This window comes from Burkholderia sp. Z1 (assembly GCF_014893795.1).
Taxonomy (GTDB): Bacteria; Pseudomonadota; Gammaproteobacteria; order Burkholderiales; family Burkholderiaceae; genus Burkholderia; species Burkholderia theae.
This window is the reverse complement of sequence record NZ_JACFYL010000002.1, coordinates 2,269,382-2,281,607: the sequence shown is the minus strand read 5'-3', so window position 1 is coordinate 2,281,607 and position 12,226 is coordinate 2,269,382. Positions and strand designations below refer to the sequence as shown.

13 protein-coding genes are annotated in these 12,226 nt (G+C 64.9%); 12 read left to right on the top strand and 1 reads right to left on the bottom strand.

Annotation, left to right across the window (positions count from 1 at the left end; translation table 11 throughout):
- Nucleotides 1–161: 161 nt before the first annotated feature.
- The 7 genes from H3H55_RS27170 to gltA all read left to right on the top strand — a co-directional run bounded on the left by H3H55_RS27170 (nt 162) and on the right by gltA (nt 6,083).
- The gene (locus tag H3H55_RS27170) at nt 162–986 is read left to right on the top strand and encodes a GntR family transcriptional regulator (RefSeq protein WP_080971008.1); all 825 of its coding nucleotides are present in this window, start codon (nt 162–164) and stop codon (nt 984–986) included.
- A gap of 170 nt (nt 987–1,156) precedes the next feature.
- Nucleotides 1,157–1,573, top strand: a complete 417-nt coding sequence (sdhC, locus tag H3H55_RS27165; protein WP_048250517.1) for a succinate dehydrogenase, cytochrome b556 subunit — start codon at nt 1,157–1,159, stop codon at nt 1,571–1,573.
- A gap of 4 nt (nt 1,574–1,577) precedes the next feature.
- On the top strand, nt 1,578–1,946 hold the full coding sequence (gene sdhD, locus H3H55_RS27160) for a succinate dehydrogenase, hydrophobic membrane anchor protein (RefSeq protein ID WP_034180015.1): 369 nt from the start codon (nt 1,578–1,580) through the stop codon (nt 1,944–1,946).
- 3 nt (nt 1,947–1,949) lie between these two features.
- A complete protein-coding gene (gene sdhA / locus H3H55_RS27155; protein WP_129516931.1) occupies nt 1,950–3,725 on the top strand; it encodes a succinate dehydrogenase flavoprotein subunit in 1,776 nt (591 codons plus the stop codon).
- A gap of 21 nt (nt 3,726–3,746) precedes the next feature.
- On the top strand, nt 3,747–4,448 hold the full coding sequence (locus tag H3H55_RS27150) for a succinate dehydrogenase iron-sulfur subunit (protein WP_059237255.1): 702 nt from the start codon (nt 3,747–3,749) through the stop codon (nt 4,446–4,448).
- Nucleotides 4,449–4,455: 7 nt separating this feature from the next.
- Nucleotides 4,456–4,728 carry a succinate dehydrogenase assembly factor 2 gene (locus tag H3H55_RS27145; protein ID WP_011355742.1) on the top strand — a complete coding sequence of 91 codons (273 nt, stop codon included), beginning with the start codon at nt 4,456–4,458 and terminating at the stop codon, nt 4,726–4,728.
- Nucleotides 4,729–4,781: 53 nt separating this feature from the next.
- On the top strand, nt 4,782–6,083 hold the full coding sequence (gene gltA / locus H3H55_RS27140) for a citrate synthase (protein ID WP_048250513.1): 1,302 nt from the start codon (nt 4,782–4,784) through the stop codon (nt 6,081–6,083).
- 91 nt (nt 6,084–6,174) lie between these two features.
- Here the strand turns inward: gltA and H3H55_RS27135 are convergent, their stop codons facing one another.
- The gene (locus H3H55_RS27135) at nt 6,175–7,140 is read right to left on the bottom strand and encodes a helix-turn-helix domain-containing protein (RefSeq protein ID WP_193100951.1); all 966 of its coding nucleotides are present in this window, start codon (nt 7,138–7,140) and stop codon (nt 6,175–6,177) included.
- 72 nt (nt 7,141–7,212) lie between these two features.
- Here H3H55_RS27135 and H3H55_RS27130 point away from each other — a divergent pair, with 72 nt between their 5' ends.
- The 5 genes from H3H55_RS27130 to H3H55_RS27110 all read left to right on the top strand — a co-directional run bounded on the left by H3H55_RS27130 (nt 7,213) and on the right by H3H55_RS27110 (nt 12,133).
- Nucleotides 7,213–7,602, top strand: coding sequence for a VOC family protein (locus tag H3H55_RS27130; protein WP_193100950.1), 390 nt, complete (start codon nt 7,213–7,215; stop codon nt 7,600–7,602).
- Between the two features lie 110 nt (nt 7,603–7,712).
- A complete protein-coding gene (locus H3H55_RS27125; RefSeq protein ID WP_193100949.1) occupies nt 7,713–8,963 on the top strand; it encodes a DUF1479 domain-containing protein in 1,251 nt (416 codons plus the stop codon).
- A 210-nt stretch (nt 8,964–9,173) separates the two neighbouring features.
- Nucleotides 9,174–9,932: a dimethylarginine dimethylaminohydrolase family protein gene (locus tag H3H55_RS27120; protein ID WP_193100948.1), complete on the top strand. Its 759-nt coding sequence runs from the start codon at nt 9,174–9,176 to the stop codon at nt 9,930–9,932.
- Nucleotides 9,933–10,030: 98 nt separating this feature from the next.
- A complete protein-coding gene (locus H3H55_RS27115; protein WP_048250506.1) occupies nt 10,031–10,495 on the top strand; it encodes an Lrp/AsnC family transcriptional regulator in 465 nt (154 codons plus the stop codon).
- A 99-nt stretch (nt 10,496–10,594) separates the two neighbouring features.
- Nucleotides 10,595–12,133, top strand: a complete 1,539-nt coding sequence (locus H3H55_RS27110; protein WP_193100947.1) for an amino acid permease — start codon at nt 10,595–10,597, stop codon at nt 12,131–12,133.
- Nucleotides 12,134–12,226: the final 93 nt, after the last annotated feature.

Genomic DNA, 12,226 nt, shown 5'->3' with positions numbered 1-12,226 from the left:
GCCGTGGCACGTAGCCGGGGACGCGCTCTTGCACCCGCGAACCCTTGCTCGACCGGGAGTGTAGGAGCCGTCACGCGCATTGTCAAACGGTATCATATGTCTTATATAAGACAGATGTTTTGCGGAAATTGAGTGGACGAAAAAGTGCGGTTTGTGATGAAATGCGCGCCATGACATCGAACCAGGCGAATACCGCGAATCAGACCGGCGCAGGCGGCCCAGGGCAGCCGGGCGCGGGTGATCCCGTCGCTTCGCCTGCGGCCTCTCCGTCGCCGACGTTCAGCCCGTTATACCAGCAGATTAAGTCATTGATCACGCAAAGTCTCGAAACCGGTGAATGGAAGCCGGGCGAGATCATCCCGAGTGAAGTGGAACTCGCGGCCCGTTACAAGGTGAGTCAGGGCACCGTTCGCAAGGCGATCGATGAACTGGCTGCCGAAAACCTCGTGGTCCGGCGGCAGGGCAAGGGTACTTTTGTTGCGACGCACAATGAGGATCGCGCGCAGTTTCGCTTTCTTCGTCTGCTGGCCGACGACGGTGCCGAGCATCCGCACGTGAGTCGCCTGCTCGAATGCCGGCGCCTGCGCGCGCCGGCCGAGATCGCGCGGCAGCTCGACCTGAAGCCGGCCGATCCGGTCGTGCAGGTGCGCCGCCTGCTGGAGTTCGACAGCGAGGTGACGGTGCTCGACGAGATCTGGCTGCCGGGCGCGATGTTTCGCGGGCTCACGTTCGAGCGGCTGAGCGACTACAAGGGGCCGCTCTACGCGATGTTCGAGACGGAGTTCGGCACGCGGATGATCCGCGCGACGGAGAAGATCCGCGCGGTGGCGGCGGAGCCGGCGGTTGCCGACCTGCTGCACGTGCCGGCGGGTTTTCCTTTGCTGTCGGTCGAGCGCGTGTCCTATACATACGGGGATCGGCCGGTGGAAGTGCGTCGCGGCTGGTATGTCACAACCGGGTACTACTATCAGAATGACTTGAGTTGACGATGATTCGGCTCAGGCCGAGTGCATTCGCGTTTCCCACGCTCGCGAAGCACGTTTCGGGCCGCCTTTGTTCTTGTTCGCGCAACTATCCAGAGCAGACTTTCGCTGCAGCGCGATATAAAAAGGCGCTAAAATCGCGGATTAGTGTGACAACATAGTAGGGGTCTAGCATGACTGACGCAGTAAGAAAGCCGAGGCCGGAATACCGGAACATCGGATTCAGCGATATCACGATGAAATATCGCATGCCGCTGGCAGCGACTTTGTCGATTCTCCATCGAGTCAGCGGCGCGCTGCTGTTCCTGTTCCTGCCGTTCCTGCTGTTCCTCTTCGACCAAAGCCTCACGTCAGAGCTCAGCTTCGAAGTCTTCAAGGCTTTCCTCTCCAACATCATCGTCAAGCTGATCGTCCTCGCGTTGTCGTGGGCGTTCTTCCACCATTTCTGCGCCGGCATTCGCCACTTGCTGATGGACGTCAACCACGACGCCGTCACGAAGGAAGGCGGCAAGCGGACGGCAGTCGTCGTCTTTGTCGTCTCGATCGCACTGACGATCGCCATGGCACTCAAACTGTTCGGAGCATTCTAAGAAAATGGCAGCCAACAACCGAATCGGCTCGAAGCGCCTCGTCGTCGGCGCACATTACGGCCTGCGCGACTGGCTTGCGCAGCGTATCACCGCCACGATCATGGCGGTCTACACGGTCATTCTGCTCGTCCTGTTCTTCGGCGCGCACGACTTCTCGTACGAAGGCTGGGCATCGATCTTCTCCGCGCAATGGATGAAGCTCGCGACCTTCGTGATGCTGCTTTCCCTCTTCTACCACGCGTGGGTCGGCGTGCGCGACATCTGGATGGACTACGTGAAGCCCGTCGGTGTGCGCCTGCTGCTGCAATCGCTGACCATCGTCTGGCTGCTCGCATGTGCGGGCTACGCCGCGCAGATTCTCTGGAGAGTGTAAAGAATGGCTGCAATCAAAACTTCCCTCCCGCGTCGCAAGTTTGACGTGGTGATCGTCGGCGCGGGCGGCTCCGGCTTGCGTGCTGCGCTGCAACTGTCGCGCGCGGGCCTGTCGGTCGGCGTGCTGTCGAAGGTGTTCCCGACCCGTTCGCACACGGTGGCCGCGCAGGGCGGCATCGGTGCATCGCTCGGCAACATGAGCGAAGACAACTGGCACTTCCACTTCTACGACACGATCAAGGGCTCCGACTGGCTCGGCGACCAGGACGCGATCGAATTCATGTGCCGTGAAGCGCCGAACGTCGTGTACGAACTCGAGCACTTCGGCATGCCGTTCGACCGCAACGCGGACGGCACGATCTACCAGCGTCCGTTCGGCGGCCACACCGCGAACTACGGCGAAAAGCCGGTCCAGCGCGCTTGCGCGGCCGCCGACCGTACCGGTCACGCGCTGCTGCACACGCTGTACCAGCAGAACGTCGAGGCGAAGACGCAGTTCTTCGTCGAATGGATGGCGCTCGACCTGATCCGCGACGCGGACGGCGACGTGCTCGGCGTGACGGCCCTCGAGATGGAGACGGGTGACGTCTACATCATGGAAGGCAAGACGACGCTGTTCGCGACGGGCGGTGCAGGCCGGATCTTCGCGGCGTCGACCAACGCGTTCATCAACACCGGCGACGGCCTCGGCATGGCTGCGCGTTCGGGCTTCGCACTGCAGGACATGGAGTTCTGGCAGTTCCACCCGACCGGCGTGGCCGGCGCGGGCGTGCTGATCACCGAAGGCGTGCGCGGCGAAGGCGGTATCCTGCGCAACGCGAACGGCGAGCGCTTCATGGAGCGTTATGCGCCGACGCTGAAGGATCTGGCGCCGCGTGACTTCGTGTCGCGTTCGATGGACCAGGAAATCAAGGAAGGCCGCGGCGTCGGTCCGAACAAGGACCACGTGCTGCTCGACCTGTCGCACATCGGCGCCGAGACGATCATGAAGCGTCTGCCGTCGATCCGCGAAATCGCGCTGAAGTTCGCGAACGTCGATGCGATCAAGGAACCGATCCCGGTCGTCCCGACGATCCACTACCAGATGGGCGGCATCCCGACCAACATCCATGGTCAGGTCGTCGGTACGTCGCGCGATCACAAGGAACCGGTCAACGGCTTCTACGCAGTGGGCGAGTGCTCGTGCGTGTCCGTGCACGGCGCGAACCGCCTCGGCACGAACTCGCTGCTGGACCTCGTGGTGTTCGGCCGTGCGGCCGGCAACCACATCGTCGAGCACGTGAAGAACCAGAAGGAACACAAGCCGCTGCCGGCCGATGCGGCCGACTTCTCGCTGGCGCGTTTGGCCAAGCTCGAAAAGTCGACGGCGGGCGAATACACGCAGGACGTCGCGAACGACATCCGCTCGACGATGCAGAAGCATGCAGGCGTGTTCCGCACGTCCGAACTGCTGAAGGAAGGCGTCGACCAGATGGCCGGCCTGAAGGAGCGCGTGGAAAGCATCCACCTGAAGGACAAGTCGAAGGTGTTCAACACCGCGCGCGTCGAAGCGCTCGAGCTGGAGAACCTGATCGAAGTCGCCCGCGCGACGATGGTGTCGGCGGAAGCGCGCAAGGAAAGCCGTGGCGCGCACGCACACAGCGACTACGAACACCGCGACGACGAAAACTGGCTGCGCCACACGCTGTGGTACAGCGAAGGCGATCGCCTCGACTACAAGCCGGTTCAAATGAAGCCGCTGACGGTCGAATCCGTGCCGCCGAAGCCGCGCACGTTCTAAGCCGAGTCAAAGGAATCCGAAATGGCAAAACGCATTTTTGAAGTCTACCGCTACGATCCGGACAAGGACGCAGCGCCGCGCATGCAGACGTACGAGCTCGACATCCAGCACGAGCGCATGCTGCTAGACGCACTGGTCAAGCTGAAGGCACTGGACGAGACGCTGTCGTTCCGCCGTTCGTGCCGCGAAGGCGTGTGCGGTTCGGACGCGATGAACATCAACGGCAAGAACGGTCTCGCGTGCCTGACGAACCTGAACGACCTGCCGCAGAAGATCGTGCTGCGCCCGCTGCCGGGCCTGCCCGTCGTGCGCGACCTGATCGTCGACATGACGCACTTCTTCAACCAGTATCACTCGATCAAGCCGTACCTGATCAACGACGCGCCGCCGCCGGAGAAGGAACGCCTCCAGTCGCCGGAAGAACGCGACGAGCTCGACGGCGTGTACGAGTGCATTCTGTGCGCGAGCTGCTCGACGTCGTGCCCGAGCTTCTGGTGGAACCCGGACAAGTTCGTCGGCCCGGCCGGCCTGCTGCAGGCTTACCGCTTCATCGCGGATAGCCGCGACACGGCTACCGGCGAGCGTCTCGACAACCTGGAAGACCCGTACCGTCTGTTCCGTTGCCACACGATCATGAACTGCGTCGACGTTTGCCCGAAGGGCCTGAACCCGACGAAGGCGATCGGCAAGATCAAGGAACTGATGGTCCGCCGCGCGGTTTAAGGTCGAGATGAGCGACGATTCGCATCAATCCGACCCGCACCGCCGCGCGCGCCTTCGCTGGCGCGCGCGGCGGGGTCTGCTGGAAAACGACATCATCTTCGAGCGTTTCTTCAGCAGATACGAGCATGACCTCACCGATGCAGACGTAGGCGCGTTGTCGCGCCTGCTCGATCTGAGCGACAACGACCTGATGGACTTGCTCCTCGCGCGCAAGGAACCAGAAGGCGACCTAGACAGCCCGGATATTCACCGGCTGTTGGAGATGCTGCGCAACGTGTAACGCGTTACGCCCGTTATCGAATCCCGTTTCTTTATTTCGATTGAGGATGTGCCATGACTCCGTCTGATGTTAAAGCCACGCTATCGTTCAGCGACAACTCGCCGAGCGTCGAACTGCCGATTTACAAGGGCACGATGGGCCCGGACGTAATCGACATCCGCAAGCTGTACGGCCAGACCGGCAAGTTCACGTACGACCCGGGCTTCATGTCGACGGCAGCCTGTAATTCGGCGATCACGTACATCGACGGCGACAAGGGCGAACTGCTGTACCGCGGCTACCCGATCGACAACCTCGCGCAAAATGCGGACTTCCTCGAAAGCTGCTACCTGCTGCTGAAGGGCGAACTGCCGAACGCAGCGCAGAAGAAGGAATTCGTCGACACCGTCACGAAGCACACGATGGTGCACGAGCAGATGCACTTCTTCTTCCGTGGCTTCCGCCGCGACGCGCACCCGATGGCGATCCTGGTCGCCGCGGTCGGCGCGCTGTCCGCGTTCTACCACGACTCGCTCGACATCAACGACCCGCGTCACCGTGAAGTGTCGGCGATCCGCATGATCGCGAAGCTGCCGACGCTCGTCGCGATGGCGTACAAGTACAGCATCGGCCAGCCGTTCGTGTATCCGAAGAACTCGCTGTCGTACAGCGCGAACTTCATGCACATGATGTTCTCGAACCCGTGCGAAGAGTACAAGGTCAATGACGTGCTCGTCCGCGCACTCGACCGTATCCTGATCCTGCACGCCGACCACGAGCAGAACGCATCGACGTCGACGGTCCGCCTGGCCGGCTCGTCGGGCGCGAACCCGTTCGCATGTATCGCGGCCGGTATCGCCTGTCTGTGGGGCCCGGCGCACGGTGGTGCGAACGAAGCCGCGCTGAACATGCTCGAGCAGATCGGCTCGCCGGACAACATCCCCGAATTCATCAAGCAGGTGAAGGACAAGAATTCGGGCGTGAAGCTGATGGGCTTCGGTCACCGCGTGTACAAGAACTACGACCCGCGCGCGAAGCTGATGCGCGAGACGTGCTACGAAGTGCTGAACGAACTGGGCCTGCACGACGACCCGCTGTTCAAGCTCGCGATGCAGCTCGAGAAGATCGCGCTGGAAGACGAGTACTTCGTGTCGCGCAAGCTGTACCCGAACGTCGACTTCTACTCGGGCATCGTCCAGCGCGCGCTGGGCATCCCGACGTCGATGTTCACGTGTATCTTCGCGATGGCACGTACGGTCGGCTGGATCGCACAGTGGAACGAAATGATTGCCGATCCGGAACAGAAGATCGGCCGTCCGCGCCAGCTGTTCATCGGCGATTCGCCGCGCGAAGCGAAGCCGATCAGCGCACGTTAAGTCGTGCGCGGCGCGAACGGCCGGCAGGCCGCTCGCGTCGGGCGAAACGCAACGCCACGACACCCCGACGGGTCATCCCGTCGGGGTGTTTTCATTTGCGCGCCGGATCGGTGCGGCGCTCCAGCGACGGCGGACGTGTCTCGAGCGCCGGTGCGTCGTCGTCGGGCGGGTGGCCGTGCTGCAGGAAGAACCGGCGGTATGCGCCGGGCGTGATTCCGCGTGCGGCGAGGAACTGGCGGTTGAAATTCGCGGGATTCGGAATGCCGCAGCGCGCGGCCACGATCGCGATCGGCCAGTCGGTGCCGACGAGATGACGGCACGCGTGCGCAAGCCGCAGCCGCTGTACGTAGCGGCCGACGCTTTCGCCGAGATGCCGGACGAACAGGCGCTGCAACGTGCGTTCGGACATATGCGCGGCAGCGGCGAGCGCGTCGATGCGCAGCGGTTCATGGAAGTGCCGGTCGATCGCGTCAAGCACGCGATCGAGGCGCTCGGCTTCGGGCGCGGCAGCATCGGCGGGTGGTGACGTTCCGTCGCGCCGGTCGTAGGCATGGGCGGTGGCGAGCGGTTCGCCGCCGGCTTCCGCGAGGTCGGCGAGCGTGTCGAGCGCGGCCGCGAGCCGTATGCGCGGAGCAGGATCGAGCAAGCGCGGTAGCCGTGCGCGCATCGCGCGGGCCGTGTCGGTATCGAAGCGCAGGCCCGGCGCCGCGCGCCGCAGCAGCGAGCGCAGCGGCGCGTATTCGGGACAACAGTCGGCGAGCCGTCGCACCCAGTCGCCATCGAACCAGACGACGAGTGCGACTTCGGGCGCATCGCGGTCGATACGCGCATTAGACGACCAGGTATGCGGCAGGTTGGGCGGCACGAGCACCAGATCGTCGTCCGCGTAGCGCGCGACGTGATCGCCGATGAAGCGCTGGCCGCGGCTGTTGAGCGTCAGCGTCAGCTCGTATTCGGGATGGCGGTGCCATTCGAACGGGATGCGCGCGAGCTGGCGGTGATACACGCGGATCGAACAGCCGGGCGCGAACGTCACGTGCTCGTACTGCGGTTTCATCGCGGCCTCCGGGCGAGGGCAGGCACCGCGCCGTGGCATGATCGTGAGCGATCGTCACGACGGAGCGATGCCATGTTTTCACATGTTTGCGTGGGCGTCAGCGACACCGCGCGCGCCTACGATTTCTACGCGCCGCTTTTCGCGGAACTCGGGCTGCGCCTGAAGTTCCGCGAGCCGGACGGCTGGTCGGGCTGGATGCCGGCCGATACCGACCGGCCGCTGTTCTTTTTCGGCCAGCCGCTCGACGGACGCGCGCCTGAACCGGGCAATGGCCACACGATCGCATTCGACGCGCCGACCCGCGCGCACGTCGATCGCTGCCACGCGCTCGCGCTGCGCCACGGCGGCACCTGCGAACGGCCGCCGGGGCCGCGGCCGCACTATCACCGCGACTACTACGGCGCCTATTTTCGCGACCCGGACGGCAACAAGCTTTGCGTGGTCTGTCATCGTCCCGAGTAACGCGCGGTTGTCAGGATTGTATCGATAGTTGACCGGATAGCGGTGATGGTGGCCCTGCGCTCGCCGTACGCTGATAGCACATCACGACACGCGTCAGCGAGGAGACCACGATGCAACTGACGATTGACGATCTGCCCGCCGCGATCCGCGCGGCGAAACGCGCGCTGCGCGCCGACCTGCCCGGTTACGCGGCGACGTTCCGCGAGCTGGAGGGCGACATCGCGCGACAGGTCGACGCGATTCGCCGCGCGCATGCGCATGGTCATGACGTGATTCCGGTGGTGCCGTTCGCGGATATCGCGGGCGGGACCGTCGATCCGCACGCGATTGCCGTGGTCCGCACGCACGGCGCGGTCGTGATTCGCGGCGTATTCGATGCGCAGCAGGCGCGCGACTGGAATGACGAGATCGGCGCGTACCTGGAATCGAACCGCTTCGCCGACCGGTTGAATGCGCGTGCCGAGGACCGCTATTTCGGCAATCTCGCGTCGGGCAAGCCGCAGATCTACGGCGTCTACTGGTCGAAGCCGCAGGTGGCCGTGCGCCAGTCGCCGGCGCTCACGCAGGCGCGTGTGTTCCTGAACCGCCTGTGGCGGCATGCGGACGGCGCGCACACGCATTTCGATCCCGACCAGGTGCCCGCCTACGCGGACCGGATTCGCCGCCGGCCGCCGGGCTCGACGTCGCTCGGGCTGTCGCCGCATGTCGACGGCGGCTCCGTCGAGCGCTGGCTCGGCGCGAACTTCCGCCAGGTCTACCGTCACGTGCTGGCCGGCCGCTGGCGCGATTACGACCCGTTCGATGCCGCGTTCCGCCCCGACGTCGAGGAGATTCCGTCGCCGGCCGTGTGTTCGATGTTCCGCACGTTCCAGGGCTGGACCGCGCTGACGCCGCAGGGGCCGGGCGACGGGACGCTGCAGCTGATTCCGGTGGCGAACGCGATGGCCTATGTCGTGCTGCGCGCGCTGCAGGACGATGTCGCCGACGACGACCTGTGCGGCGCACGTCCCGGCCGCGCGCTGTCGATCCGGCCTGAATGGCACGCGCTGCTGCTCGATGCGCTGGTGCCGATCCCGCACATGGCGCCGGGCGACGCGGTGTTCTGGCACGGCGACGTCGTGCATGCGGTCGAGGATGCGCATCGCGGCAGCGGCGACAGCAACGTGATGTACATCGCGGCCACGCCTGGCTGCGCGAAGAACGACGCGTACCTGCAGCGCCAGCAGGCCGCGTTTCTGCGTGGCGAGAGCCCGCCCGATTTCCCGGCCGATCATTTCGAGGTCGAATTCGACGGCCGTGGCGGGGAGGGCGATCTTACGGCGCTCGGCCGCGCGCAGATGGGGTTCGGGCCCGGCGCGTAATGGGGCGCGCCGCGCGCGAAAGCGGCCGTTCGCGATGCAGCGGTCGGCCGTCTGCCGAATCCGCTGCCTGCCGCATGCAATTCGACGCAATCGGCTGTCGGCGCAGCTGAAATCGACGCGAATTGCGCAATTTGGCTTCCGATAATGGTCCGGACACAACGCAGCTGCCCCGTGCCCCGCACGGGTGTGGCGATGACCATGGAGGAGTCGATGCAATTTACGCAAGCGATCGTTCGCCGTCCCGCGCCGTCCTGTGCCGCGGGCCTGACCACCGCCGAACTCGGCGCACCCGACTATGACAAGACGCTCACGCAGTTCCACGCGTATTGCGACGCGCTGCGCACGCTCGGCGTCGCGCTGACCGAACTGCCGCCGCTGGAGGCGTTCCCCGATTCGCACTTCGTCGAGGACGTCGCCGTCGTGACGCCGGAATTCGCGGTGATCACGCGCCCCGGCGCGCCCGCGCGGCGCGGCGAGACGGTGCATATCGAAGCGGCGCTCGCCGCGCATCGCGACCTGCTGCCGATGCAGGAAGGCCGTCTCGACGGCGGCGACGTGATGCTGGTCGGCAAGCGCTTCTACATCGGCCTGACGGGGCGCACCGACGCCGAAGGCATCGCCGCGTTCGAATCGCTCGTGTCGCGCTACGGCTATTCGGTCGTCGCGGTGCCGGTGGGCGCCGGCCTGCACCTGAAATCGGTCGTCAACGCGCTCGGCGACGACACGCTGCTCGTGACCGAAGCGCTGGCCGCGCATCCGGCGTTCGCGGACTACCGCCGGATCGCGATCTCGGCCGCCGACGAATACGCGGGCAACACGCTGCGCGTGAACGGCACGCTGATCACGCCGGCCGGCTATCCGCGCGTGCACGATGCGATCGCATCGCTCGGGCTGCCGCTGCACGTGATCGACACGAGCGAGTTCCGCAAGATGGACGGCGGCCTGACCTGCCTGTCGCTGCGGTTCTAGCCGATTGGCGCGCGGCCGCTTCGGCCGGATAATGTGGCCCCTGCGCGGAAAAGGAGACGTTCCGCGCACCAGCCACGACCCGACCGGAGCGAACGCGGATGACCGACAAGAAGATGCAGCTCGACAAGATCGATCTCCGGATCCTCGACATTCTGCGCACCGACGGACGGATTTCATACCGGAAGCTGTCGGAGCTCGTGAATCTCACGCCGCGGCCGTGCCAGGCGCGCGTGGAGCGACTCGAGGCGCTCGGCGTGATCGAAGGCTACCGGGCAGTGATCAAGGCGCCGCGCGCGACCAAGCCGGTCGTCGTGATCGCGCAGATCGTGCTGGCCGACCACGGTCGTTCGCAGGCGCCGTTCGAGGACGAAATGCGGGCGAATCCGGCCGTGCTCGATTGCTGGCTCGTCAGCGGCACGTTCGATTTTCTCGTGCGACTCGCGTGCGAGGATCTCGACGAGTACCGGCGGATCGCGAACGTCTGGCTGGAAAGCCCGCGGTTCCGGATCGAAAAGATCGTGACGACGGCCGAACTGCAGGCGATCAAGCGCAGCGTCGTTTGACGCGGCCGGGAAGGTCTGGCTTCAATGCGAATGACCGAACCAATCGATTTGTATTCCGAATCAAATCGATCGAACCGAAATCCAATCAAGGTGAAAACTATGGATGCTTTGCAAGCGGCAGCGGAGACGGCCGCACCGTCCGGGACGACGCTCAAGCGCCGTCTGCAGGGCCGCCACATCGCGATGATCGCGATCGGCGGCTCGATCGGCACGGGGCTGTTCGTCGCGTCGGGCGCGTCGGTCGCGCAGGCGGGGCCGGGCGGTGCGATCGCCGCGTATATCGCGATCGGGATCATGGTCTACTTCGTCGTCACGGGCCTCGGCGAGATGGCGGCGCTGATGCCTGTGTCGGGCTCGTTCGCGATCTACGGCGAGAAATACGTGGACGAAGGCTTCGGCGTCGCGCTCGGCTGGACCTACTGGTATAGCTGGGCCGTGACGATCGCGATCGAGCTGGTTGCTGCGCAGATCGTGATGCGCTACTGGTTTCCCGCCGTGCCGGGCGTATGGTGGGGCGCGGCTTTCCTCGTGCTGATCTTCATGCTGAATACGCTGTCGGTGCGCGGCTTCGGCGAATCGGAATACTGGTTCTCGCTGATCAAGGTCGTCACCGTGATCGCGTTCATCGCGGCCGGGCTGCTGATTGCGGCCGGCGTGCTCGGCAGCGCGCATCCGGTCGGCTGGCACAACTTCACGACCGGCGACGCGCCATTCGTCGGCGGCGTGCACGCGATGATGAGCGTCGCGCTGATCGCGGGATTCTCGTTTCTCGGCACCGAGCTGGTCGGGATCACGGCCGGCGAATCGGAGAATCCGCGCAAGACGATCCCGCGCGCGGTGAAACAGATCTTCTGGCGGATCATGCTGTTTTACGTGCTCGCGATTTTCGTGATCGGCCTGCTCGTGCCGTACACGGACCCGAACCTGCTGAAGAGCGACGTGACCGACATCGGCGTGAGCCCGTTCACGCTGGTGTTCAGCCATGCGGGCTTCGGGCTTGCCGCCGGCGCGATGAATCTCGTGATCCTGACGGCCGTGCTGTCGGCCGGCAATTCCGGCACGTACGCGGCGACACGGATGCTGTACAACCTCGCTTCGGAAGGGCGCGCGCCGGCGATGTTCGCGACGCTGTCGCCGGGCGGTGTGCCGCGCAACGCGCTGTACGCGACGATGGCCGTCGGCGGGCTGTGCTTCCTCACGTCGCTGACCAACAACCAGAGCATCTATCTGTGGCTGCTGAATACGGTCGGCATCACGGGTTTCATCGCGTGGCTCGGCATCGCGGTCTGCCATTACCGGTTCCGCAAGGGGTTTCTGAAGCAGGGTTACCGGCTCGATCAGCTGCCGTATCGCGCGAAGTGGTTCCCGTTCGGGCCGCTGTTCGCGATCGCGATCTGCATCGTGATCTCGCTCGGGCAGGATTACCAGGCGTTCTTCGCGGCCCGCATCGACTGGATGGAAGTGCTGTCGATCTATGTGTGGATTCCGCTGTTCGTCGCGATCTGGTGGGCGTATCGCCGTGCGCGCAAGAGCCGGCTCGTGCGCTACGAGGAGATGGAGATCGGGCCGTGGCTGACGCGCTCGGTCGAGGCGATCGACGCGGCGGCGGACTCGCGCGAGCGATCGCACGGCGCGTAGTACGCGCGCCGGTTCGACGCGGGGCTGCGGGGGTTCGCGGCGGCTGAGTGTGCCGCCGCGTTCAGGCCAGACAGTCGACCCACGCGCGCACCT

Excerpts from the sequence above, each read along its gene's own strand:
- H3H55_RS27115 (WP_048250506.1), top strand. The coding sequence starts at position 10,031 with ATGACCGACAAGAAGATGCAGCTCGACAAGATCGATCTCCGGATCCTC.
- sdhD (WP_034180015.1), top strand. The coding sequence starts at position 1,578 with ATGGCAGCCAACAACCGAATCGGCTCGAAGCGCCTCGTCGTCGGCGCA.
- gltA (WP_048250513.1), top strand. The coding sequence starts at position 4,782 with ATGACTCCGTCTGATGTTAAAGCCACGCTATCGTTCAGCGACAACTCG.
- H3H55_RS27120 (WP_193100948.1), top strand. The coding sequence starts at position 9,174 with ATGCAATTTACGCAAGCGATCGTTCGCCGTCCCGCGCCGTCCTGTGCC.
- H3H55_RS27135 (WP_193100951.1), bottom strand. The coding sequence starts at position 7,140 with ATGAAACCGCAGTACGAGCACGTGACGTTCGCGCCCGGCTGTTCGATC.
- H3H55_RS27130 (WP_193100950.1), top strand. The coding sequence starts at position 7,213 with ATGTTTTCACATGTTTGCGTGGGCGTCAGCGACACCGCGCGCGCCTAC.
- H3H55_RS27170 (WP_080971008.1), top strand. The coding sequence starts at position 162 with ATGCGCGCCATGACATCGAACCAGGCGAATACCGCGAATCAGACCGGC.
- sdhC (WP_048250517.1), top strand. The coding sequence starts at position 1,157 with ATGACTGACGCAGTAAGAAAGCCGAGGCCGGAATACCGGAACATCGGA.
- H3H55_RS27125 (WP_193100949.1), top strand. The coding sequence starts at position 7,713 with ATGCAACTGACGATTGACGATCTGCCCGCCGCGATCCGCGCGGCGAAA.
- H3H55_RS27145 (WP_011355742.1), top strand. The coding sequence starts at position 4,456 with ATGAGCGACGATTCGCATCAATCCGACCCGCACCGCCGCGCGCGCCTT.
- H3H55_RS27150 (WP_059237255.1), top strand. The coding sequence starts at position 3,747 with ATGGCAAAACGCATTTTTGAAGTCTACCGCTACGATCCGGACAAGGAC.
- sdhA (WP_129516931.1), top strand. The coding sequence starts at position 1,950 with ATGGCTGCAATCAAAACTTCCCTCCCGCGTCGCAAGTTTGACGTGGTG.
- H3H55_RS27110 (WP_193100947.1), top strand. The coding sequence starts at position 10,595 with ATGGATGCTTTGCAAGCGGCAGCGGAGACGGCCGCACCGTCCGGGACG.